The sequence below is a fragment of the Paraburkholderia sp. J67 genome (genome assembly GCF_905220265.1).
In the GTDB taxonomy this organism is placed as follows: Bacteria; Pseudomonadota; Gammaproteobacteria; order Burkholderiales; family Burkholderiaceae; genus Paraburkholderia.
In genome coordinates this window covers 296333-317951 of the sequence record NZ_CAJMZK010000008.1, presented here as the reverse complement: position 1 = coordinate 317951, position 21619 = coordinate 296333, and the positions used below count along the sequence as shown (strand labels likewise).

The following is a 21619-nucleotide window of genomic DNA, read 5'->3' as shown; positions in this document are numbered from 1 at the left end:
ACTTCGCATACTTCCGATGTTGGCGCGGCTGTTGTCGCGGCGCTGTAACGGAAAGACGTTGTAAGCAAAGGAGGGGGCGACTGGCCGCCACCCTCCAGAAGTCCCGCAATATTGAATCGGTGTACAGAGCAATTCTTCCGGCTAGCTGCGTTACCCAAAATAACTAAAGCAGCAGTAGAAGTTCACGGCAGCCTGCCTGCCCCCTCCGGCATGGCCTCCCCCCTCGCTTTATGCCGTTCATATTCCCCGATTGCGATGCGAACGAACGTTCGGCAACTCGAACTAGGTGTTTGCACGTAAACGCCCTGTCTCGGATTGTCAGATCAGGTTACCTGATAATAAAATGATTCAAACGCCGGGCTTCCGGCGGCAACCCAGCGCGCAATGAGGGTTGCGCGATCGCAGGCATCAGCAAGGCTTCACGGCCCCCTGGCGGGGTCAGCACCGCACTCAATAGACAAACGAGCGATATCAAGACTCGTCATAACGTAGTAATACTTAATAAATGTTTGGAGGCGCAATGAAGAAGTTTGCTTGTATGGCGGTATGTGCGGTGGGTGCGAGTCTGGCGCACGCTCAAAGTAGCGTCACGCTGTATGGTCTTGTCGATGCGAGCCTGTTGTATCAGAACAAGAATGGCGGGCCTGGTGCGGGCGGGCCTTCGTCACACAGCAACTTCCTCTTCAGTTCCGGCGGCAACAGCAGCAACCGTTGGGGTTTGCTGGGTCTGGAGGATCTCGGCGGCGGCATTCGGGCCGGCTTCCAGCTCGAAGGGCAATTCAGCATTGGCAGCGGCGCGATGTCCCCCAGCAACACGATCTTTGGGCACTACGCCAACGTATTCGTGCGTTCGTCCTATGGGCAGATTACGGCGGGTTTGCAGCAGGATCCCGCTTATTACGCATTCGGCCGCGCCGATCCTCGCTCGCTCAAACAGGCTTTCAGTGCAGCCGGATACTGGAATTTCCTGGAGGGCACCAGCACGGCGTCGGGCGTCACGGTGTACGAGGCCAACTCCGTTGGCTACACGTATAAGACCGATACCGTTTATCTCGGCGCGCTCTATCACTTCGGCAATGAAGCGGGCAGTCTCGCTCAAGGCCGCACGGTTTCGGTTGGCGCAGCGTACGAGGACGCGCATCTGATTGGCGAAGGGGCGTTCGTGCAGAAAAACGACTCGCTCGGTAATCGCGATCTGACTGTCTGGTCGCTGGGTGGCGGCTATAAGTTCGGGCCGGTGACGCTCAAGGCCGCGTGGACCGACTACAACCAGCCAGAGGGCAATGCAATTTCGCAGTTCGGCGTGACGGGGCCATCGGATATTCGCGTGATTCAGGCCGGCGCGAACTGGTACGTCACGCCCACGAGCATGCTCACCTTCGCCTACTACTGGGCCGAGGATCGCAAGGATACCCAGAACGCAACCAGCTCGTATGTGCTGAGCGAAGACTACTTCCTCTCCAAGACGACTGAGATCTACGGTTTTGTCGGCCTGATGAACGCCAAGAAGAAGGCCAACGGCCTGACGAACCTGATGACTGCGTCGCTGACCGGCGGCGTCGCCGGCACCAACACCACCGCGGTTGGCGTGGGTCTGTCCCATCGCTTCTAAGCCCTCGCGGGTTTCATACGGGCGCGCCCGAACGAGCGCGCATGAATTCCTCTCGCAGGAGACATCAGATTGTCGCCTTTCAATAAACGCAAAGTCCATCCGGGTGAATGCGCTGCTGCGCTGCTGTTCGCTCTCGCTGTCTGCGGGCACGCCAAGGCGGCGGAACCGATAGCCAGCCCCGAAACCTGCGCTCGGCTCGCCGATCTTGCCCTTCCGGATGGCGCCGTGACGTCGGCGAAATGGCAGGAGGCCGTGTCCGGCGAGCCCGCCAAAACCTTGCCGGCCTACTGTCTCGTCGAGGGCGTGCTCGATCGACGCACCGGCCGTGCCGCGCCCACCAGCGTCTCGGGGCAAGCTGGATCGAACGATCAATATGCGATTCATTTCGAGTTGCGTCTGCCGCTCGACTGGGCTGGGCGATTCTTTTACCAGGGCGGTGGCGGCAGCGACGGCATCGTCAATCCGGCTACCGGCGTGATTCCATCGTGGCGTGACGGTCCGCGTGCGCTGGCGCGCGGCTTCGCGGTGGTCAGCTCGGATGCGGGCCATAGCTCCGACCAGAATGCCGGTTTTGGCGTGGACCCGAAGGCGCGCGTGGACTATGGCTATGCCTCCATTGGCCGGGTGGCCCAGGTCGCGAAACTCGTGATTCGCGACTTTTACGGCGAGCGGCCGAAATGGTCGTATTTCGCGGGGTGTTCGAAGGGCGGTCAGGAAGCGTTGCAGGCCATGCAGCGTTATGCCTCCGAGTTTGACGGCATCATCTCCGGCGATCCTGGCTATCGGCTTCCGCATGCCGCCATCGCCCAGGTGGCGGATACCCAGTCATTCAGCCGCGCCGCGCCGCGTTCAGCCGATGGCCATGTCGAACTCGCACGTGCTTTCTCGCAAGGCGATCTCGATCTGGTTTCCGACGCCGTGCGCAGCCAATGCGGCAATTCGGACGGCACGCACGATGGCTTCAATTACCGCCCGGACGCCTGCCATTTCGACCCGGTGGTTCTGCAATGCAAGGCCGGCAAGACGGATCAGTGTCTGAGCGAAACTCAGGTGCAAGCGCTGCACGCCGTTTTCGACGGCGCAAAAACGGCGGACGGTCATACGCTTTATACGCCGTGGCCGTACGACAGTGGCGTCGCGAGCGCGAACTGGCGGGAATGGAAACTCGGCGACGCCCATCATCCGTCGCGCGCGGAAACGCTCGGCGCGGGCTCGATGCAATACGTGTTCTCGACCCCGCCGCGCGCCTCGTTCGATATCTTTTCCGTCTCGCTCGCGGACCTCGAACAATCGATCCATCGAAAGGACCCGGAATATGCCCAATCGTCCGCCGAATTCATGGATGCCGATTCGGTCGATCTCGGGTCTTTCAAGGCGCATGGCGGCAAGCTGCTGATTTACCACGGTGGCAGCGATCCGGTGTTTTCGGTGCTAGACACGATCGACTATTACAAGCGTCTGCAAAAAGCCTACGGCAAACACGCTGCCGATTTCGCGCGTCTTTATGTCGTGCCCGGCATGAATCATTGCTCCGGCGGCGACTATGCGCTCGACAGCTTCGATTCGCTCGACGCCATGGTCAAGTGGGTGGAGCACGGGCAGGCGCCGCAGTCGATCGTCGCGCATGCGGGCAGCACCACGGGCTCGAAATTGGCAGCCGGGATGACGCGACCGCTCTGTCCTTATCCGCAAAGCGCCCGCTACCAAAAGGGCGACAAGAACGACGCAAGCAGCTTCGTCTGCGCCAGCAAATAAATACGTATTGGAGGAGACGCACGATGAAATTCCGTAGCCCATTCAAACGTCTGATCGCGGCGTTGCCGTTCGCGATTGCCTGTGCGACAGCGCACGCGGCAGATGCGCCCCCGCAGCATGTTCCGTCCGCGCAACTCGTGATGGAAATTACCTGTGACCTCGCGCCGACGATGTCTCTCGGCACGTCGCCCATCGGTGAACGACGCATGGTGCCCATCGTGGGCGGGAGCTTTTCCGGTCCCGAGATTCACGGCGTCGTGCTCGCCGGCGGCGCCGATCGTCAACTGGTGCGCAGCGATGGATTCAAGCAGTTGTCTGCGACCTATGAACTCAAGACGGACGATGGCGCGGTGATCAGCGTGGCGAATCACGTGCTGGCGCCCGCGCAAAGAGCACCGGGCCAGGCCGTGTTCTCGAATATCGAACTGGTCGCGCCCGAAGGCAAATACGGCTGGATCAACGACAACGTCTACGTGGGCACGCTCGACAGCCTGCGCCCCGGGCGCGATGCGGTCCTCATCCGGATCTACAAGTTGCAGTAATCCGGTCGATGCTCGGGCTGACCCGTCTTTCAGCACCGAGCCCATAACAAACAAGGAGATATCGTGTCGTCATCGACAACTCAGGTACAGGTGCGCCCCACGGCGGGGACCGTGTGGGTGCTCGGTCTATGTCTGATCGTCGCCATTCTGGAAGGGCTCGATCTGCAATCGACCGGCGTGGCCGCGCCGCGCATGGCGCGTGAATTCGGGCTTTCCGTGAGCCAGTTGGGGATCGCGTTCAGTGCGGGCATGTTTGGGCTGCTGCCCGGCGCGTTGCTGGGCGGTCGGCTCGCCGATCTGATCGGCCGCAAGCGCGTGCTGCTGGTCTCGATGGTGGCTTTCGGCGCTTTTTCGCTGCTGACCGCGCAGACGTCCACATTCGCAACCTTGCTGTTGGCGCGGCTGTTGACTGGTTTCGGTCTGGGCGGTGCGATGCCTAATCTCATCGCGTTGTCGGCGGAAGCGGTGCCGGAGCGCCTGCGCAATACCGCCGTCAGCGTCATGTACTGCGGTATGCCGCTGGGCGGCGCGCTGGCTGCCTTGATCGGCGTGCTGAGTGCGGGCGATACCGAATGGCGTCACATCTTTTACGCGGGTGGTTTCGGTCCGCTGATCATCGCGCCGGCCATTCTGGCCTGGTTGCCTGAATCGCACGCCTACGCCGCTGCCAGCTCGCAGGCCAACACCACGCACGGCGGCCCCCCATCGACGCTGCGCGTGCTGTTCGGCGAGGGCCGCGCCGCCACCACTGCGTTCATCTGGATCAGCTTCTTCTGCACGCTGATCGTGCTGTATTTCCTGCTGAACTGGCTGCCTTCGCTGATCGTGAGTCGTGGCCTGACGCGCGGGCAGGCGGGCATCACGCAGATCCTGTTCAATGTCGGCAGCGTGATTGGCGTGCTTTCGACGGGGGTATTGCTGGATCGCGTGCGTCCCATGCGCGTCGTGGCGGCGGTCTATGCCGGCATCGCGATTTCGCTTCTCATGCTGGCAGGGGCTGGCAACATGCTCTGGCTTTCGCTTTCGGTCCTGCTGGCCGGTATGGGCGTGGTCGGCGCACAGTCGATGCTCTATGCGCTTTGCGCCGCGAGCTACCAGACCGTCATGCGCGGGACCGGTGTTGGCGCGGCAGTGGCGGTAGGGCGCTTCGGGTCGATCGTCGGCCCGCTGGCGGCGGGACAATTGCTGGCCGGCGGAGCGAGCGCGACTACCGTGATTGCCGCGAGCATACCTGTGACCGTAGTGGCGGCGGTGGGTGCTCTATTCGTGGCGTGTCGCAAGAATTAAAAGGATTGCTTAACGTCTTGTCCTGACGATTCAGTCAATCGCTCGTATCGAACACCCGTCGCAAGGGCATCCCTTGCGACGGGTGTTTTGCATTCAAGACTTGCCCGCGAGATCGAGCAGCCGCACCGCATTCTCCTTGAGAATCAGCGGACGCACTTCCGGCTTGATGTCGAGCGTATCGAAATCGGCGAGCCACCGATCGGGCCGGATCAGCGGAAAGTCCGATGCGAACAGCACGCGCTCGCGCAACATCGTATTCGCGTACTTCACGAGCTCCGGCGAGAAGTATTTCGGCGACCAGCCCGAAAGGTCGATGTAGACATTGGGCTTGTGCAGCGCAATCGAAAGCGCCTGCTCCTGCCACGGCCACGACGGATGCGCGATCACGATCTTCATGTCGGGGAAATCGACGGCCACGTCGTCGAGATAGATCGGCTCCGAATACTTCAGGCGCAGACCGCCGCCGCCGGGCATGCCCGAACCCATGCCCGAATGGCCGCTATGAAACACCGCAGGCAGGCCGTATTCGGCGATTACCTCGTAGAGCGGATACGCCATCCGGTCGTTGGCAAAAAAGCCCTGCATGGTCGGGTGAAACTTGAAGCCGCGCACGCCGTGTTCTTCGATCAGCCGCCGTGCCTCGCGCGCGCCGAACTTGCCCTTGTGCGGATCGATGCTCGCGAACGCGATCATGATGTCGGCGTTCTGCTGCGCGAAGTCGGCGATTTCTTCATTGCCGATGCGCCGCCGCCCGATGTTCGCCTCGCAGTCCACCGTGAACATCACGAAGCCGATATTGCGCTCGCGGTAATGCTCGATGGTTTCGGGAATCGTGGGGCGTCGGCCCTGCTTGAGCACGGTGCCGAAATATTTGTCCGCCGCTTCGTCGAATTCCTTCGCGAAGAGATCCGGCGGCTGGCAGCACGACACTTCCGCGTGAACGTGGGTGTCGATCGCGACGAGCTGGTCGATCTTCAAGCGTGTCTCCTGTTTTTTATGGTCGGTGATTGCGCGTGCAATCCGCGTGCGCTACACCGCGCGCAGATTGCGCACGCAGGCATGCAGCAGCGAGTGCAGGGTTTGCGCGGCTTCGGGGGCCACGTCGTCGAGCATGGCGAGTTCGACCTGATCGACCGCCTTGTCGCAGGCATCGAGCAGCGTCTGGCCCGCGTCGGTCAGCGAAAGCAAAACCACGCGCCGGTTCATCGGATCGGGTTCGCGCGCGACCCAGCCGTTCGCCTCCATCGTCTTCACGACTTCATTGGCCGATTGCGGCGTGATGAACGAGCGCTCGGCGATCTGCGCATTCGACGAATGACCTCGCGCGCGCAGCACGGAAAGCGCTGTGTACTGCGGCAGCGTCAGCCCGTGGCGTACGAGCGTCTCGGTCAAACGCCGCGAGATGACGCGGTCCAGTTGACCGATCAGATAACTCAGGCGCATGGGCGGCACGGCGCGTGGCGCGGCCTCCGTGCCCGGCAGGGCCGGTTTGCTCGCGGGTGCGGAAGAGGCAGCGGGGGCGGCGGTAGTCGATTTTCTGGCCATCTGTGGTGAATAGCGATTTAGGGGTTTGTACGCACCAGATCATATTCTACTTTACATATCAGGTAGCCTGATAGTATCTTTGAATCAAGCCGCGAGTGCGGCACTGTCTACGGAGAAAGAGCATGAGTTACGAAGGTCGCTGGAAAACGGTCAAGGTCACGGTAGAGGGCGGTATCGCGTGGGTGGTGCTCAATCGCCCCGAAAAACGCAACGCCATGAGCCCGACGCTCAACAAGGAAATGATCGACGTGCTCGAAACCATCGAGCTCGATCCGCAGGCGCAGGTGCTCGTGCTGACCGGCGAAGGCTCGGCGTGGACGGCGGGCATGGACCTGAAGGAATACTTCCGCGAAGTCGATGCAGGCCCGGATGTCTTGCAGGAGCGCATTCGCCGCGACGCGAGCCGCTGGCAATGGCAGTTGCTGCGCATGTATTCGAAGCCGACCATCGCGATGGTCAACGGCTGGTGCTTTGGTGGCGGCTTCTCGCCGCTGGTGGCCTGCGATCTGGCGATTGCCGCCGATGAAGCCGTGTTCGGCCTCTCGGAAATCAACTGGGGCATTCCGCCGGGCAACCTCGTGAGCAAGGCGATGGCGGATACGGTGGGCCATCGCGAGGCGCTGTACTACATCATGACGGGCGATACGTTCACGGGCCAGCAGGCCGCGAAAATGGGCCTCGTGAACAAGAGCGTGCCGCTTGCGCAACTGCGCGAAGAAACGCTGGCGCTGGCTGCGAAGCTGCTCGACAAGAACCCGGTTGTGCTTCGGAATGCGAAGCATGGCTTCAAGCGCTCGCGCGAACTCACGTGGGAGCAGAACGAAGACTACCTCTACGCGAAGCTCGACCAGGCCAACCATCGCGATCCCGAAGGCGGCCGCGAGCAGGGCCTCAAGCAGTTTCTCGACGACAAGAGCATCAAGCCGGGCCTGCAAACCTACAAGCGCTGAGCGCAACGCCCCATCGGAACGGACAGAGGAGACACACTCATGACGCACGAAACCCGGCTCTTGATCGGCGGCGAGGCGCGCGCCGCGTCGAACGGCAAGACCTTCGAGCGCATCAATCCGGCGACGGGCGCAGTCGCCACGCGCGCCGCCGCGGCTACCGTGGAAGATGCCGATGCCGCCGTCGCGGCGGCGGCGCGCGCGTTCCCAGCCTGGGCCGCACTCACGCCGACGGAGCGTCGCAAGCGCCTGCTCGCGGCCGCCGACCGCATGGACGCGCGCACGGCGGAGTTCATCGCCATCGGCGCGGCCGAAACGGGCGCAATGGCGAACTGGTACGGCTTCAACGTCATGCTCGCGGCCAATATGCTGCGCGAAGCGGCGGCCATGACCACGCAGATCGACGGCGCGGTGATTCCCTCCGACGTGCCCGGCAATCTCGCGATGGCCGTGCGCCAGCCTTGCGGTGTCGTGCTGGGGATGGCGCCCTGGAACGCGCCGGTGATCCTCGCGACCCGCGCGCTCGCCATGCCGCTCGCGTGCGGCAATACGGTGGTGCTCAAGGCCTCCGAGGGCTGCCCGGGCGTGCATACGCTGATCGGCGAAGTGCTCAATGAAGCGGGCCTGGGCGAGGGCGTCGTCAACGTGATCGCGCATGCGCCCGAGGACGCCGCGCAGATCGTCGAGCGCCTGGTCGTGAATCCGGCTGTCAAGCGCGTGAACTTCACCGGCTCGACACGCGTGGGCCGTATCGTCGCCGAACTGTGCGCGCGGCATCTGAAGCCCGCGCTGCTCGAACTCGGCGGCAAGGCGCCCGTGCTCGTGCTCGACGACGCCGATCTGGATGCAGCCGTTGACGGCATCGCGTTCGGCGCGTTTTTCAACCAGGGGCAGATTTGCATGTCGACGGAGCGCGTGGTGGTCGATAGCAAGATCGCCGATGCCTTCGTCGCCAAGCTGGTCGCCAAGGCCCGCACCCTGAAGGCCGGCGACCCGACGCAGCCCGGCTCGATACTCGGCACGCTGGAGAGCGAGGCCTCGGCGCGGCGCATTCGCGCGCTCGTGGAGGACGCACGCGAGAAGGGCGCGACGTTGCCGCTCGGCTGCGAGATCAACGGCGCGATCATGCAGCCGGTGATCGTCGAGAACGTCACGCGCGAGATGAAGCTCTACGCCGACGAATCGTTCGGCCCGGTCGTGACCGTGCAGCGCGTGGACGGCGACGAAGAAGCCCTGCGCGTAGCGAACGACAGCGAGTATGGGTTGTCGGCGGCGGTGTTCAGCCGCGATATCGGGCGCGCGATGAACGTGGCGAAACGCATCGAATCGGGCATTTGCCATATCAATGGCCCGACGGTGCATGACGAGGCGCAGATGCCGTTCGGCGGCGTGAAGGCGAGCGGTTACGGACGCTTTGGCAGCAAGGCGTCGATCGCCGAATTCACCGACCTGCGCTGGATCACGGTGCAGACCGCGCCGCGTCACTATCCGATCTAGCCAGAAGCATCGAAGCTCATGCGGGCGCCGCGTGCGAACCGCGTTATAAGAGTAGTCATGCCGCTCGCGCATCGCTGCGCGAGGCGGCTCGAACAGGAGACAGGTTTTGGAATCGGACCAAGGCCACGCAAACGGCGTCGCGCCCGGCTATCGGCGCGTCGCGATCGGTTCCGTCTCGCCGCGCATCGAGCGGCGCGGCGAGTGCTGGTATCTCGAAGCCCAGGAACCGCTCGGCAGCTTCCCTGAGCGCTTGACGGACCGGCTCATCAGCGGCGCGCAAGCTCACCCCGATCGCTGGCTCGTCGCGCGGCGCGACGCGTCGGGCGCATGGCGAGGCATCAGCTATGCGCAGATGGTCGAGCAGGCGCGCGCCATCGGCGAAGCGTTGTTGCAGCGCGGCCTGAGCGCCGAGCGGCCGCTCGTGATTCTCTCGGGCAACGGCATCGAGCACATGCAGATGACGCTGGGCGCGATGTGGGCGGGCATTCCGTTCGCGCCGGTTTCGCCGGCGTATTCGCTGATCTCGGGCGATTTCGGCAAGCTGCGCCATGTGCTCGACCTGCTCACGCCCGGCCTCGTCTTCGCCGACGACATCGGCACTTATGCCAGCGCACTCGATGCGGTGTTGCCCGCCGATGTGGAGCGCGTGAGCGCTGCGCCTGGCGCGCCCCAGGGCGTGACGTCCTTCGCCTCGTTGCTCGATACCCCGCCGCGCGATATCGACGCCGCGCATGCCCGCGTGGGCGGCGACACCATCGCCAAGTTTCTGTTCACCTCGGGTTCGACGCGCTTGCCCAAAGCCGTGCCTACCACGCACCGCATGCTGTGCGCGAACCAGCAGATGCTGCTCGAAACCTTCCCGGAATTCGGCGTGGAGCCGCCCGTGCTGGTGGACTGGCTGCCGTGGAATCACACGTTTGGCGGCAGCCATAACGTGGGCATCGCGCTCTATAACGGCGGCACGCTCTATATCGACGACGGCAAGCCGGTGGCGGGCAAGTTCGACGAAACGCTGCGCAACCTGCGCGAGATCGCACCGACGATTTATTTCAACGTGCCGAAGGGCTGGGAAGAACTCACGGCCGCGCTCGAAAACGATGCCGTGCTGCGCGAGCGCTTTTTCTCGCGCGTGAAGATGTATTTCTTCGCGGGCGCGGGGCTCTCCAAGGCTGCATGGGAGCGGCTGGAACGCGTGACGCTGCAGTATTGCGGCGAGCGCATCCGCATCATGGCGGGCCTTGGCATGACTGAGACGGCGCCTTCCTGCCTGTTCACGACCGGGCCGTTTTCGGGTGCGGGCTACATCGGCTTGCCTGCACCGGGGTGCCAGACGAAGATCGCGCCGGTGGACGGCAAGCTCGAAGTGCGCTTTCGCGGGCCGAACGTCATGGGCGGTTACTGGCGCGCGTCGCCGGACACCGCGCACGAAGTGTTCGATGACGAAGGCTACTACCGCACCGGCGACGCCGTGCGCTTCGTCGATCCTGAGCGGCCGGAAGTGGGACTCGCGTTCGATGGCCGCATCGCCGAGGATTTCAAGCTCGGCTCGGGCACCTTCGTGAGCGTGGGGCCGATGCGCGCGCGTATCGTCAGCGAAGGCGCGCCCTATGTGCAGGACGCCGTGATCACCGGTATGAATCGCGACGATGTGGGGGCGATGATCTTTGCGCGTCTCGATGCGTGCCGGGCGCTGGCGAAACTGAGCGGCGAGGCGAGTGCGCAGGAGGTATTCGATGCGCCTCCGGTGCGCGCGTTCTTTGCGACGTTGCTCACGCGTCTGAACGCGAGCGCGACGGGGAGCGCGACGTTCATCGCCCGTTTGTGTCTGCTGGTGCAGCCGCCTTCGCTCGATCGCGGCGAGATCACCGACAAAGGTTCGATCAATCAGCGCGCGGTGTTGCAGCATCGTGCCGAACTGGTCGAAGCCCTGCACGCGGAAGAAAGCGAAGACGCCGCTGTGATTCTCGCGCGTCGTAAGGAGACGGCGCGATAACGGCAATCGGGCGCGTGGCCTATTTGCCCGCGCCGGTGGACGGGACGCAGCTCAGCACGAGCGTCCCGCCGCGCCTCGCCGCGGCCCTCACCACGGCCTGGTGGAATTCGCCCGGTCCGCAAGACCATTCGGCGACAAAATCGGCCCGGCACGCGCCCGGCGTGTGCAAGCTTGCGGGTAACGCCACCGGGTAACGGCAGGTATCGACGGCGTGACAGTGCAGGGCCAGCTCACGCGTGGCATTGCCCGCTTGAGCGCCGCAATTCGCGCCGTAGGTGCCGGACTCGATTCGTATGGGGGCGGCCCACGCATCGAGGCCGGTTCCGAACAGGCTCGTCAGCCAAAAGAATGCGCATAGTGTCCGGATCATGATTGCCTCCATCGCCGGACTCGCAGCCCTCAGCGCTGCGAGTCCGCGCCTGAACGATTCAAGTCTAGGCAAGACGTCGACAAAGGCGAAGACAAGTCTGGGACCACGGCCCGCTAGTTCAGCAACGCCTCGTCGCGCTGCGCTGCGCAAGAGGGCATCAACACGACGGCGAGGGCAAACGCAATGAAACAGCCCACGACCACTTCTTCGATACGCAGTTGCGCGAGCGGGACGATGGCGAATCCCAGTTGCCCGTAGACCAGCCCCACCAGCACCGTGATGAAGAAAACCCCGCGTGCATAGGCATGCAGAATGAAATAAGCCCAGCCGAACACCGAAAGCGCCATCAAGGCCACGAGCACCCAGCGCTCTTCGCCGAGCGTCGTGACGAGCAGCACGCTGGCGGCCGCGCCTGCCAGCGTGCCCGCAAGCCGCTTGCCGACGCGCGCCAGCGTGCCTTCCCGCGAATTCGTGCCGAGAAACACCACGAACGTGCTGATGACCGCCCACATCGAGCGCTCGCTCGACATCTGCTCGCCCGCAGCGAGCGCAAGCAGCGCGGCCAGGGTCGCGAGCGCGGCGAGTCGCCAGGCGAGATGGTGCCGATGGCGTGCGATGGCTTCAAGCTTGGCGTGCAAGCGCGCTCTGGCGCGCTGCGCCAACGGAGCCGGAGTACCCTGCGCCGCACCGCTCGCGAAGCGCGCGGCGGCCTGTGCGATCTCATGCCAAGGCATCGCGGCGCCTCTCACCGGAAGGAGAACGCGCCCCACCAACGCCACCACGGCAGGCGCGAAGGCGGAGACGGACAGCATCTCCACGAGCGTGGCGTGCGAGGGATGGAGGTAAAGCCCCAGATAGAACGCGACGAGCGCGAGCAGGGCACATCCGGTTGCGCGAGGGCCCAGCGCGTGACACAGCATGCCGGTAAAGACGATCAGCAACAGAAACGCGTCGCGCGCCAGCGGATACGCGACAACGAGCGCGGAAATCGCAAAGCACGCACAGGTGCACAGATAAAGCAGCGCGAGCGAAAGGAGCCAGCTGGACAGACGCGGTTCGCGCAGGAAGAGCGGCGCGATCATCGAGAACAGTGCCCCGAGCGCGGCGAGCGTGACGGCTGCGTGATGCCCGGCGAGCCAGACCATGCCCAGCGTCGCCGTGAGCAGACAGGCGAGTGTCGATCGGGTCGCGTTGTGAAGGCGCGAGAGTTCGGGGTCCCTGGCGTGCGCCCGTTCGAGGACGCGTGCATAGGCGGCAATCATGTTCAATGATCTCCGGGTTGGCCGGTGATGCAGCTTGTGGCTGCGAGCCGGCGGGCCGGGACAGTGCCCGGCGTTGACTGGATGCCCGACATGCGCCGTCTGCCGGGATCTCCGGCGTCGACGCGTTTCGCGGCGTAGGCTGCCTCGCTGCTGCGATCCTCGCGCTGATCCGGGGTAGGGAACGCGAGGTTGTGCGGCTTCAAGGAGGCAGGTCGCAGGATAGCCGACCAATAATCCGCTGTGTACGCTCGCGCCCCGTTTCATCGACGTGCGCGTGCGTCTCGCGCCCCTCGCGCCAATGCCTGTCCAAACCGCGCGGCAATGTTACGAGTGTGTAACCGTCGCCTGACCTGCCAGCAAGCGAGCCGGCCATCGGTCAGGCGCAGTAAGGCCGGGCGGCACGCGATACCACGCATCGCCCGGTCAGGCTCGCACGGGGAGGTCGCACGCCCATCGTCAAGAAATTGAAAGAGTCGGTTAACATAGCCGTCCCTGCTTCAGGCAAGATCGGGCATCCTGAGGGCTCGACAGACAGCCCCGACCATCACCGTTTTCCCATGCCACCTGCTCCGATCCACGTCCTGCTCGTCGACGACGACGCGGACCTTTGCAATCTGCTCGGTAAATTCTTCCGTCTGCACGGCTGCGAATTCACCGCCGTGCATTCCGCTGCCGATCTGTGCCGCACGATCGCGCGCCTGCGCCCCTCGATCGTGGTGCTGGACCTCATGCTGCCGAAGGTCGACGGCCTTACGGCGCTCAATCGTCTGCGCGCGCACGACAAGGTGACGCCGGTCGTCATGCTGACCGCACGCGCCGAGGACGTGGATCGCATCGTCGGTCTCGAACTGGGCGCCGACGATTATCTCGGCAAGCCCTTCATCCCGAAGGAGTTGCTGGCCCGCATCAACGCGGTGCTGCGCCATCACCGGCAGCAGCCTCGGCAACCCGCCCAGACCGGCCCCCAGCATCGATTCGGCCGGTTCGAGCTCGTGTCCTCCACGCGCACGCTGCTGAAGGACGGTCAGCCGGTCAAGATCCCGTCGCGTGAATTCATGCTGCTCGAAATTCTCGCGACGAGGCCGATGGAGTCGCTCAGCCGCGAAGAGATCGTCCGCCTGCTCGACGGGCCGGACAGCGTCGCCAACGAGCGCAGTCTTTACGTCGAAGTCCTGCGGCTGCGCCGCATCGTCGAGGACAACCCGGCGCGTCCGCGCTTCATCCAGACGCTGCGTGGCGTGGGTTATGTGTTCGTGCCGGAGCAAGCAGACCAGGCAAACGATGAAGCGCCCCTTTAACACGCTGTTTTTGCGCCTCGCGGCGATGACGGTCGGTTTGATCGTCCTTCTGCACCTCACGTTCTTGCTGCTCGTCGATCGCGAGCGGGCGACGCTGGAATCGCTGCATATTTCGCAGGCCGTCATGACGGCGGTGACCGTGCGCGAGCAGGACGCCGCGCTCGCGCCCAGAATCGCCCATGAACTGGGCGTCGAGTACGTGCCCCGCAGCACGGCGACCAACGCGAACTGCGCGGACCGTTGCAGCAGCGGGCTGCATCCGATCGAGAACGCGCTGCGCGAGCACCTGCCGCCGGGCAGCCAGGTCTGGGCCCGCAAGGACGGCATGATTTCGGTAGACGTGAGCGGCACGCCGTACACCATCGTGGTGCCGCTGGGCATTCTGCCGCCGGGCCGCTTTCTGGGCGCGTCGTTCCTGATGCTCGTGTTCGCCGTGGTGGGCGCGCTGGCCTTTGCGTGGCAGTTGCAACGACCCGTGCGGGCGCTGGCGCAGGCCACGCGCCAGTTTCGCGCGCGCGGCGGCTTTCGCGATCTGCCCTTGAGCGGGCCCAACGAGATCCGCGAACTCACGGCGAATTTCAACGAAATGGTCAGCGATCTGTCCGAGGCCGAAGGCGAGCGCGCCATCATGCTCGCCGGGCTCGCCCACGACCTGCGCGCGCCGATCACGCGCATGCAGGTGCGCGCGGACCTGCTGGGCGACGCCGACGATCGCGCGGCCTTCCTGCGCGATACGGAGTCGATGTCGCGCATCGTCGATGAGTTTCTGGACTTCGCGCGCGACAAGGTGGAGTCGTCGCCGCTGGTCGAGGTCGATGCGCTTTGCCGTCGCGACTACGAGGCGCTCAATGCCGAGGCGGCGGACATCGGCGACGCCGCGCAGGAACTCGTCGTGCTCGACCTCCAGGCGGGCGAAGGTTTTCGCCTGCCAGGTCTGGAAATCGAGCGCATTCTGACGAACCTCGTGCAGAACGCCTTGCTGCACGGCGCGCCACCTGTCGAGATCACCACGCGCAAGGTGCGCGACGGCTGGCTGCTGCGTGTGCGCGATCACGGCCCGGGCGTGCCGCAAGACTCGCTCGCCTCGATCCAGTTGCCGTTCGTGCGGCTCGATCCCGCACGCGGAGGCAAGGCGGGCTGCGGCCTTGGTCTCGCGATCGTTCGACGCCTGGTGCGCGATCTGGACGGCACGCTCACCATCGCGAATGGAGAAGTTGGCGGGCTGACTGTGTCGATGATTTTCAAAACCCAGGGTTCGGGCGCACGTCGTTAGTCGCCCGAACCATCGTGTTCACTTAGTATTACCCGTTGTTCACACGAGGCGACGGCGGCCACCATGAATGGCCGCTCGATCGCTTCGCCGAGCTTCGCCCCGCGCGATGCGAACCTACCTTTCTCGCAACCTATGCAACCTAAATTCTCGCTTCCCGTGAGAGCGGGCGGACAGGCCTTTGCACCGCGTCGGCGGCTGCTTTCCGCGTTGTGCGCCGCTTCCGTGCTGTTCCTCGCCGCATGCGGCCGTCATGACCAATCGGCTGGCGGTATGGCCAACATGCCGCCCGCGGAAGTCGGCGTGCAGACCATCGCGCCGCAGCGCCTCGTGATGACCGCGGAACTCTCGGGCCGTCTCTCGGCGCTGAAGGTCTCGGACGTGCGCCCGCAGATCGGCGGCATCGTGCAAAAGCGCCTGTTTACCGAAGGCGCCGACGTCAAGGCGGGGCAGGTGCTTTACCAGATCGATCCCGCCTCGTATCAGGCGGCCTATGACACGGCGCGCGGCACGCTGTTGAAGGCGCGGGCAACGCTCGCCTCGGCGAAGACCAAGGCCGACCGTTATACCGATCTCGTGAAGATCAAGGCGGTCAGTCAGCAGGACTATGACGACGCCGTCGCCGCCGTGCGCGAAGACGAAGCGGACGTCGTGGCGGACGAAGCCTCGCTGGAATCGGCGCGCGTCAACCTCGACCGCACGCGCATCACCGCGCCCATTTCCGGGCGCATCGGTGCATCGAGCGTGACCGAAGGCGCGCTCGTCACATCGGAGCAGACCACGGCGCTCGCCACGATCCAGGCCTTCGACCAGATGTATCTGGACGTCACGCGCTCAAGCAGCGAGTGGCTGAAGCTGCGCCGCGCGCTCGCGTCGGGACAGCTCAAGCGGGCGGGCGAGAACGGGGCCCAGCTGAGCCTGACGCTGGAAGACGGCACGGCCTACGCGCATGACGGCGTGTTGCAGTTCTCCGGCATCACCGTCGATAGCACCACGGGCTCGGTCACGTTGCGGGCGATTTTCCCGAACCCCGAGCGCGAATTGCTGCCGGGCATGTTCGTGCGCGCGAAGCTCGACGAAGGCGAGGACGACCGTGCGATCCTCGTGCCGCAGATCGCCGTCATGCGCGGCTCGGACAGCCAGGCGAGCGTGTATGTGGTCGATGCCGCCTCGAAGGTGCGCCAGGTGAACGTGAAGGCCGACACGGCCTATGGCGATCAATGGATCGTCACGGACGGCCTGCATGCGGGCGACCGCGTGGTGACGAGCGGCCTGCAAAGCGTGCATGTGGGCGCGGCGGTGAAGGTTGTCGATGAGCATGCGGGTGCGGCTTCAGGTGCTTCAGGTGCCTCCGGCGCGACGCCGGTCGCGCAGCGTTAAGGGGCGCGCATGGCTCAATTCTTTATCAAGCGGCCGATTCTCGCGTGGGTGATCGCGATCGTGATCATGCTCGTGGGCACCGCGGCCATCACCACGCTGCCCGTGGAGCAGTACCCGACGATTGCGCCGCCTTCGGTGCAGGTGACGGCGACCTACCCGGGCGCCTCCGCCGACACCGTGACGGCCACCGTCACCCAGGTGATCGAACAGAAGCTGGGCGGGATCGACAATCTGCTCTACATGTCGTCGACCAGCAGTTCGTCGGGGCAGGCCACGATCACGCTCACGTTCAAGGCCGGCACCGATCCCGACATCGCCCAGGTCCAGGTGCAGAACAAGGTCAGCCAGGCCACCTCCTCGCTGCCGGAGACGGTGCAGGAGCAGGGCATCCAGGTGGCCAAGGCGTCGACGAACTTCATGATGATCGTCGCGCTGTCCTCGCCGGGCGGCACCTATAACTCGATCGATCTGGGCAACATCGTCGCCACGCAGATCGAAGATCCGCTCTCGCAGCTCAACGGCGTGGGCGACGTGACGCTGTTCGGCGCGCAGCACGCCATGCGCATCTGGCTCAATCCGGTGAAGCTGCGCAGCGTCGGCCTGATGACGTCCGACGTCACCACGGCCATCACGAACCAGAACGTGCAGCTTTCCGTGGGCCAGGTGGGCGGCGCGCCGTCGACCGACTCGCAGGCGATCAACGCGACGATCCGCTCGTCGAGTCTGCTCACCACGGCCGACCAGTTTGGCGACATCCTGCTGCGCGTGAACAGCGATGGCTCGAAAGTGCGCCTGAAGGACGTCGCGCGCGTGGAAGTGGGCGGCGACAGTTACGACACCTCGTCGCGCTACAACGGCAAGCCGGCCGCCGCGCTGGCGATCAAGCTTGCGACCGGCGCGAACGCGATGGAAGTGGCGCGCGAAGTGCGCGCGAAGCTCGCCGAAATCCAGTCGGAATTGCCGAAGGACGTGCAGGTCAACTATCCGTACGACACCACGCCGTTCGTGCGCATCTCGATTGAGGAGGTCATCAAGACGCTGCTCGAAGCGATCGTGCTGGTGTTCATCGTGATGTATCTGTTCCTGCAGAACGTGCGAGCGACGCTGATCCCCACCATCGTGGTGCCGGTCGCACTGCTCGGCACCTTCGGCGTGATGGCGGTGATCGGCTTTTCGATCAACGTGCTGTCGATGTTCGCGATGGTGCTGGCGATCGGCCTGCTGGTGGACGACGCCATCGTGGTGGTGGAGAACGTCGAGCGGCTCATGACCGAGGAGGGGCTCGGGCCGCGCGAGGCCACGAGCAAGGCGATGGGACAGATCACGGGCGCGCTGATCGGCGTGACGACCGTGCTCACCGCCGTGTTCGTGCCGATGGCGTTTTTCTCCGGCTCGACGGGTGCGATTTATCGGCAGTTCTCGATCACGATCGTGTCGGCGATGGTGTTGTCGGTGGTGCTCGCGCTCACGCTTACGCCCGCGCTGTGTGCGACTTTGTTGCAGGCGCAGCCTGAAGGTCATCAAGTCAAACGCGGGTTTTTCGGCTGGTTCAACAAGAAGTTTGCTGCCGGCAACGCGCGCTATAGCAACGCAGTGACGCGCATTATCGGCAAGCCGCTGCGCTGGATGCTGGTGTATGGCCTCGTGGGCGGCATCGTTGCGCTGCTCTATGTGACGCTGCCGTCCTCCTATCTGCCGGACGAAGATCAGGGCTTCATTCTGGTCTCGATCAGCACGCCGGTCGGCACGCCTGCCGCGCAGACGCTCAAGGTCGTCGAGGCTGCGGAAAACTATTTCCTGCACGACGAACCCGGTGTCGCGCAGATGATCACCGTGAACGGCTTCAGCTTCAACGGCCAGGGGCAGAACAACGCCTTCGCGTTCGTCTCGCTCAAGGACTGGAAGGAGCGCGGATCGAAAGACAGCGCGGCCGCGATCATGGCGCGCGCGAACCGCAAGCTTGGCGCGAATCGCAACGCCCAGACCTTCGTGCTCAGCCCGCCGGCGATCCAGGAGCTGGGCACGCAAAGCGGTCTCGACTTTGAAATCGAGGATCGCGCGGGACAGGGCCACACGAAACTGCTCGCGGCGCGCAACCAGTTCATGCAACTGGCGGCGAAGGAGCCTGCGCTCGCGATGGTGCGTCCTTCGGGTCTGGAGGATACGCCTGAGCTTCAGGTCGATATCGACCGCGAAAAGGCCTCGGCGCTCGGCTTGTCGGTTTCCGATATCAACGATACGTTGCAGACCGCGTTTGGTTCGTCCTACGTAAACAACTATATCGACACGGGCCGTATCCAGAAGGTCTATGTTCAGTCCGATGCGCCGTATCGCATGATGCCCGACGATATCGGCACGTGGTTCGTGCGCGCGAGTACTTCGTCATCCTCTTCGTCGTCGTCCTCGTCCTCCTCTTCTTCGAGTTCGAGCACATCGTCGTCATCGTCCAGCTCTTCCACGAGCGGCTATGACTCGGAGATGGTGCCGTTCTCGGCGTTCGCGACGAGCCGCTGGGGCTTCGGGCCGCCGCAGGTCGAGCGCTATAACCGCCAACTGGCGATGGGCATGTCGGCGCAAACGGGTCCGGGCGCGAGCACGGGCGACGCGATGGCGGCCGTCGAGCGAATCGCGAAGCAGTTGCCGAGCGGTTTCGGCGTCGAATGGACCGGGCAATCGTACCAGGAAGTACAGGCGGGCTCGCAGGCCACCTGGCTCTACGCCATTTCGATCGTCGTGGTGTTCCTCTGCCTCGCGGGCTTGTATGAAAGCTGGTCGGTGCCGCTGGCGGTCATTCTGGTGGTGCCGCTTGGCGTGCTGGGTGCGCTTGCCGCCGCGCATTTGCGCGGTCTGGACAACGACATCTACTTCAAGGTGGGGCTGCTGGCGACCATCGGTCTTTCCACGAAGAACGCCATTCTGATTGTCGAGTTCGCCAAGGACTTGCAGGCGGAAGGCCGCTCGCTGTTCGACGCCGTGATCGAAGCGGCGCATATGCGGCTGCGCCCGATTCTCATGACCTCGCTCGCGTTCGTGTTCGGCGTGTTGCCGCTCGTCGTGAGTTCGGGGGCGGGCGCCAACGCGCGCCATGCCATCGGTACGGGCGTGGCGGGCGGCATGATTGCCGCCACGGTGCTCGCGATCTTTTTCGTTCCGGTGTTCTTTGTCGTGGTGCGTCGTTTGTTCGGCGAACATGGGCAGCCGCAACACACTCAATCGTCGCAGGAGGGGGACGCATGAAACTCAAGCTCCTGAGCGCGCTGGTCGCGACGGCGCTGTGCGCCTGTACGCTCGATCCGGCTTATCAGCGGCCTGCCGCGCCGGTCGATGCGGCGTGGCCGGCGGGCGATGCCTATCGCAGCAACGCCGCGAAAAGCAGCACCGCGCAAACCGCGCCGCTAGCGGCCGATGTGGGCTGGCGCGACTTCTTCAAGGACCCGCGCCTGCAACGGCTCATTGAACTCGCGCTGGAAAACAATCGCGACATGCGCGTGGCCGCGCTCAACGTTGCGGAGTACGAGGCGAAATACCGTATCGCGCGTGCGGATCTTGCCCCGACCGTCGACGTATCCGGATCGTTCACGCGCGAACGCGCGTCCGGCACGACCACGTCGACGAGCAGCGCGAGCATCGGCATTTCCGCGTGGGAAATCGACTTCTTTGGACGGCTGCGCAGCCTGAAGCGGCAGGCGCTCGAAGAATATCTCTCGACCGATGCGGCGCGTACGAGCACGCAACTGAGCCTGATCGCCACGGTGGCCACCGACTATCTGCAACTGCTCGCCGACGAAGAGAGCCTCGCGATCACGAGCCGCACGGTGGAGGCCGATCGCAACACCTACGAACTGACGCTCCAGATGATGGAGCGCGGTAGTTCGTCGATGCAGGACGTCGAGCAGGCACGCACGTCGCTGGCGAGCGCCCGTTCGAGTCTTGCGTCCTATACGCGCGCGGTGGCGCAGGACCGCAACGATCTGGTCGAGGCGATTGGCTGTCCGCTGCCCGACGATCTGCCGCAAGGCGCCACGCTCATGAGCAGCGAACCCATGCTGGCGGATATCGGCGAAGGCGTGCCCTCGGACCTGCTGGTGCGGCGGCCGGATATCGTGGAAGCGGAGCATACGCTGAAGGCAGCCAATGCGAATGTGGGCGCGGCGCGTGCGGCGTTCTTCCCGAAGATCGAACTCACCGCGTCGGCGGGTACGTCGAGCACGAGCCTTTCCAGCCTCTTCAAGGCCGGCACCGGCGCATGGACGTTCGCGCCGACGATCACGATGCCTATTTTCGATTACGGCTACAACAAGGCCTCGCTCGACGTAGCGAAAATCGAAAAGAACATCGACATCGCCGACTACGAAAAGGCCATTCAAACGGCCTTCAAGGAAGTGGCGAATGCCTTGGCGGGACGCACCACCTATGTCGATCAAACGCTAGCCGACCGCGAATACGTGATGGCAGCGCAGCGCTATTACGACATTGCGCAGGCGCGTTATCAACGCGGCACGGACAGCTTCCTGACGATGCTCGACGCGCAGCGCTCGCTTTACACGGCGCAGCAGCAACTCGTGACCGATACGCTCTCGCAGCTCTCCAATCTGATCACGCTCTACAAGGCGTTGGGCGGCGGATGGAACGAGACCGGCGCGAGCGCGCAAACCGCGGCGGTTTCGAAGTAAGCGCACATCTTCGAAACGAATCGGAAAACGCTTCGGCAAACGAACGGAGGACCTGCGGGTCCTCCGTTTTTTTTCGTCGATCGCATCGCGAACCACGCAAACCGATAGGTTCAGTAATCGGTTTGATCACCGCATCTTTCAAATTGTCATTAGCTTTCGCTGCGCGCGCACTGCCTTAAACAAAGCTT

Annotated in this window: 16 protein-coding genes; 12 read left to right on the top strand and 4 right to left on the bottom strand. The window is 64.1% G+C overall.

What is annotated here, in order from left to right; translation table 11 throughout:
• Window positions 1-520 precede the first annotated feature (520 nt).
• The 4 genes from U5782_RS18080 to mhpT all read left to right on the top strand — a co-directional run bounded on the left by U5782_RS18080 (window position 521) and on the right by mhpT (window position 5196).
• A complete protein-coding gene (locus tag U5782_RS18080; protein WP_322045227.1) occupies window positions 521-1612 on the top strand; it encodes a porin in 1092 nt (363 codons plus the stop codon).
• A gap of 225 nt (window positions 1613-1837) precedes the next feature.
• A complete protein-coding gene (locus U5782_RS18075) occupies window positions 1838-3367 on the top strand; it encodes a tannase/feruloyl esterase family alpha/beta hydrolase (protein WP_322045226.1) in 1530 nt (509 codons plus the stop codon).
• Window positions 3368-3390: 23 nt separating this feature from the next.
• The gene (locus U5782_RS18070) at window positions 3391-3909 is read left to right on the top strand and encodes a DUF3237 domain-containing protein (RefSeq protein ID WP_322045225.1); all 519 of its coding nucleotides are present in this window, start codon (window positions 3391-3393) and stop codon (window positions 3907-3909) included.
• 63 nt (window positions 3910-3972) lie between these two features.
• Entirely contained in the window at window positions 3973-5196 is a 1224-nt protein-coding gene (gene mhpT, locus U5782_RS18065; RefSeq protein ID WP_322045224.1) for a 3-(3-hydroxy-phenyl)propionate transporter MhpT, read from the top strand.
• A gap of 93 nt (window positions 5197-5289) precedes the next feature.
• On the opposite strand, the gene U5782_RS18060 is transcribed toward mhpT, so the two are convergent.
• A complete protein-coding gene (locus U5782_RS18060; RefSeq protein ID WP_322045223.1) occupies window positions 5290-6174 on the bottom strand; it encodes an amidohydrolase family protein in 885 nt (294 codons plus the stop codon).
• 51 nt (window positions 6175-6225) lie between these two features.
• Window positions 6226-6741, bottom strand: coding sequence for a MarR family transcriptional regulator (locus tag U5782_RS18055; protein WP_322045222.1), 516 nt, complete (start codon window positions 6739-6741; stop codon window positions 6226-6228).
• 122 nt (window positions 6742-6863) lie between these two features.
• On the opposite strand from U5782_RS18055, the gene U5782_RS18050 reads away from it, so the two are divergent.
• The 3 genes from U5782_RS18050 to U5782_RS18040 all read left to right on the top strand — a co-directional run bounded on the left by U5782_RS18050 (window position 6864) and on the right by U5782_RS18040 (window position 11178).
• Complete coding sequence (locus U5782_RS18050; RefSeq protein WP_322045221.1) at window positions 6864-7691, top strand: p-hydroxycinnamoyl CoA hydratase/lyase; 828 nt, start codon at window positions 6864-6866, stop codon at window positions 7689-7691.
• 39 nt (window positions 7692-7730) lie between these two features.
• On the top strand, window positions 7731-9185 hold the full coding sequence (locus U5782_RS18045; protein ID WP_322045220.1) for an aldehyde dehydrogenase: 1455 nt from the start codon (window positions 7731-7733) through the stop codon (window positions 9183-9185).
• A 106-nt stretch (window positions 9186-9291) separates the two neighbouring features.
• Entirely contained in the window at window positions 9292-11178 is a 1887-nt protein-coding gene (locus U5782_RS18040; RefSeq protein ID WP_322045219.1) for a feruloyl-CoA synthase, read from the top strand.
• A 19-nt stretch (window positions 11179-11197) separates the two neighbouring features.
• Here the strand turns inward: U5782_RS18040 and U5782_RS18035 are convergent, their stop codons facing one another.
• Both U5782_RS18035 and U5782_RS18030 read right to left on the bottom strand, forming a co-directional pair.
• Window positions 11198-11548 (bottom strand): hypothetical protein, encoded by a 351-nt coding sequence (locus U5782_RS18035; RefSeq protein ID WP_322045218.1) that lies wholly within the window; start codon window positions 11546-11548, stop codon window positions 11198-11200.
• Window positions 11549-11661: 113 nt separating this feature from the next.
• Window positions 11662-12810 carry an FUSC family protein gene (locus U5782_RS18030; RefSeq protein ID WP_322045217.1) on the bottom strand — a complete coding sequence of 383 codons (1149 nt, stop codon included), beginning with the start codon at window positions 12808-12810 and terminating at the stop codon, window positions 11662-11664.
• A gap of 557 nt (window positions 12811-13367) precedes the next feature.
• Here U5782_RS18030 and U5782_RS18025 point away from each other — a divergent pair.
• The 5 genes from U5782_RS18025 to U5782_RS18005 all read left to right on the top strand — a co-directional run bounded on the left by U5782_RS18025 (window position 13368) and on the right by U5782_RS18005 (window position 21431).
• Window positions 13368-14108 (top strand): response regulator, encoded by a 741-nt coding sequence (locus U5782_RS18025; protein WP_322045216.1) that lies wholly within the window; start codon window positions 13368-13370, stop codon window positions 14106-14108.
• Window positions 14092-15381 carry an ATP-binding protein gene (locus U5782_RS18020; protein WP_322045215.1) on the top strand — a complete coding sequence of 430 codons (1290 nt, stop codon included), beginning with the start codon at window positions 14092-14094 and terminating at the stop codon, window positions 15379-15381. Before U5782_RS18025 ends, U5782_RS18020 begins: the two co-directional genes overlap by 17 nt.
• Before the next feature lie 132 nt (window positions 15382-15513).
• A complete protein-coding gene (locus U5782_RS18015) occupies window positions 15514-16758 on the top strand; it encodes an efflux RND transporter periplasmic adaptor subunit (RefSeq protein WP_415914357.1) in 1245 nt (414 codons plus the stop codon).
• 9 nt (window positions 16759-16767) lie between these two features.
• A complete protein-coding gene (locus U5782_RS18010) occupies window positions 16768-19995 on the top strand; it encodes an efflux RND transporter permease subunit (RefSeq protein ID WP_322045213.1) in 3228 nt (1075 codons plus the stop codon).
• Window positions 19992-21431 carry an efflux transporter outer membrane subunit gene (locus U5782_RS18005; RefSeq protein WP_322045212.1) on the top strand — a complete coding sequence of 480 codons (1440 nt, stop codon included), beginning with the start codon at window positions 19992-19994 and terminating at the stop codon, window positions 21429-21431. The genes U5782_RS18010 and U5782_RS18005 overlap by 4 nt, the downstream gene beginning before the upstream one ends.
• Window positions 21432-21619 lie beyond the last annotated feature (188 nt).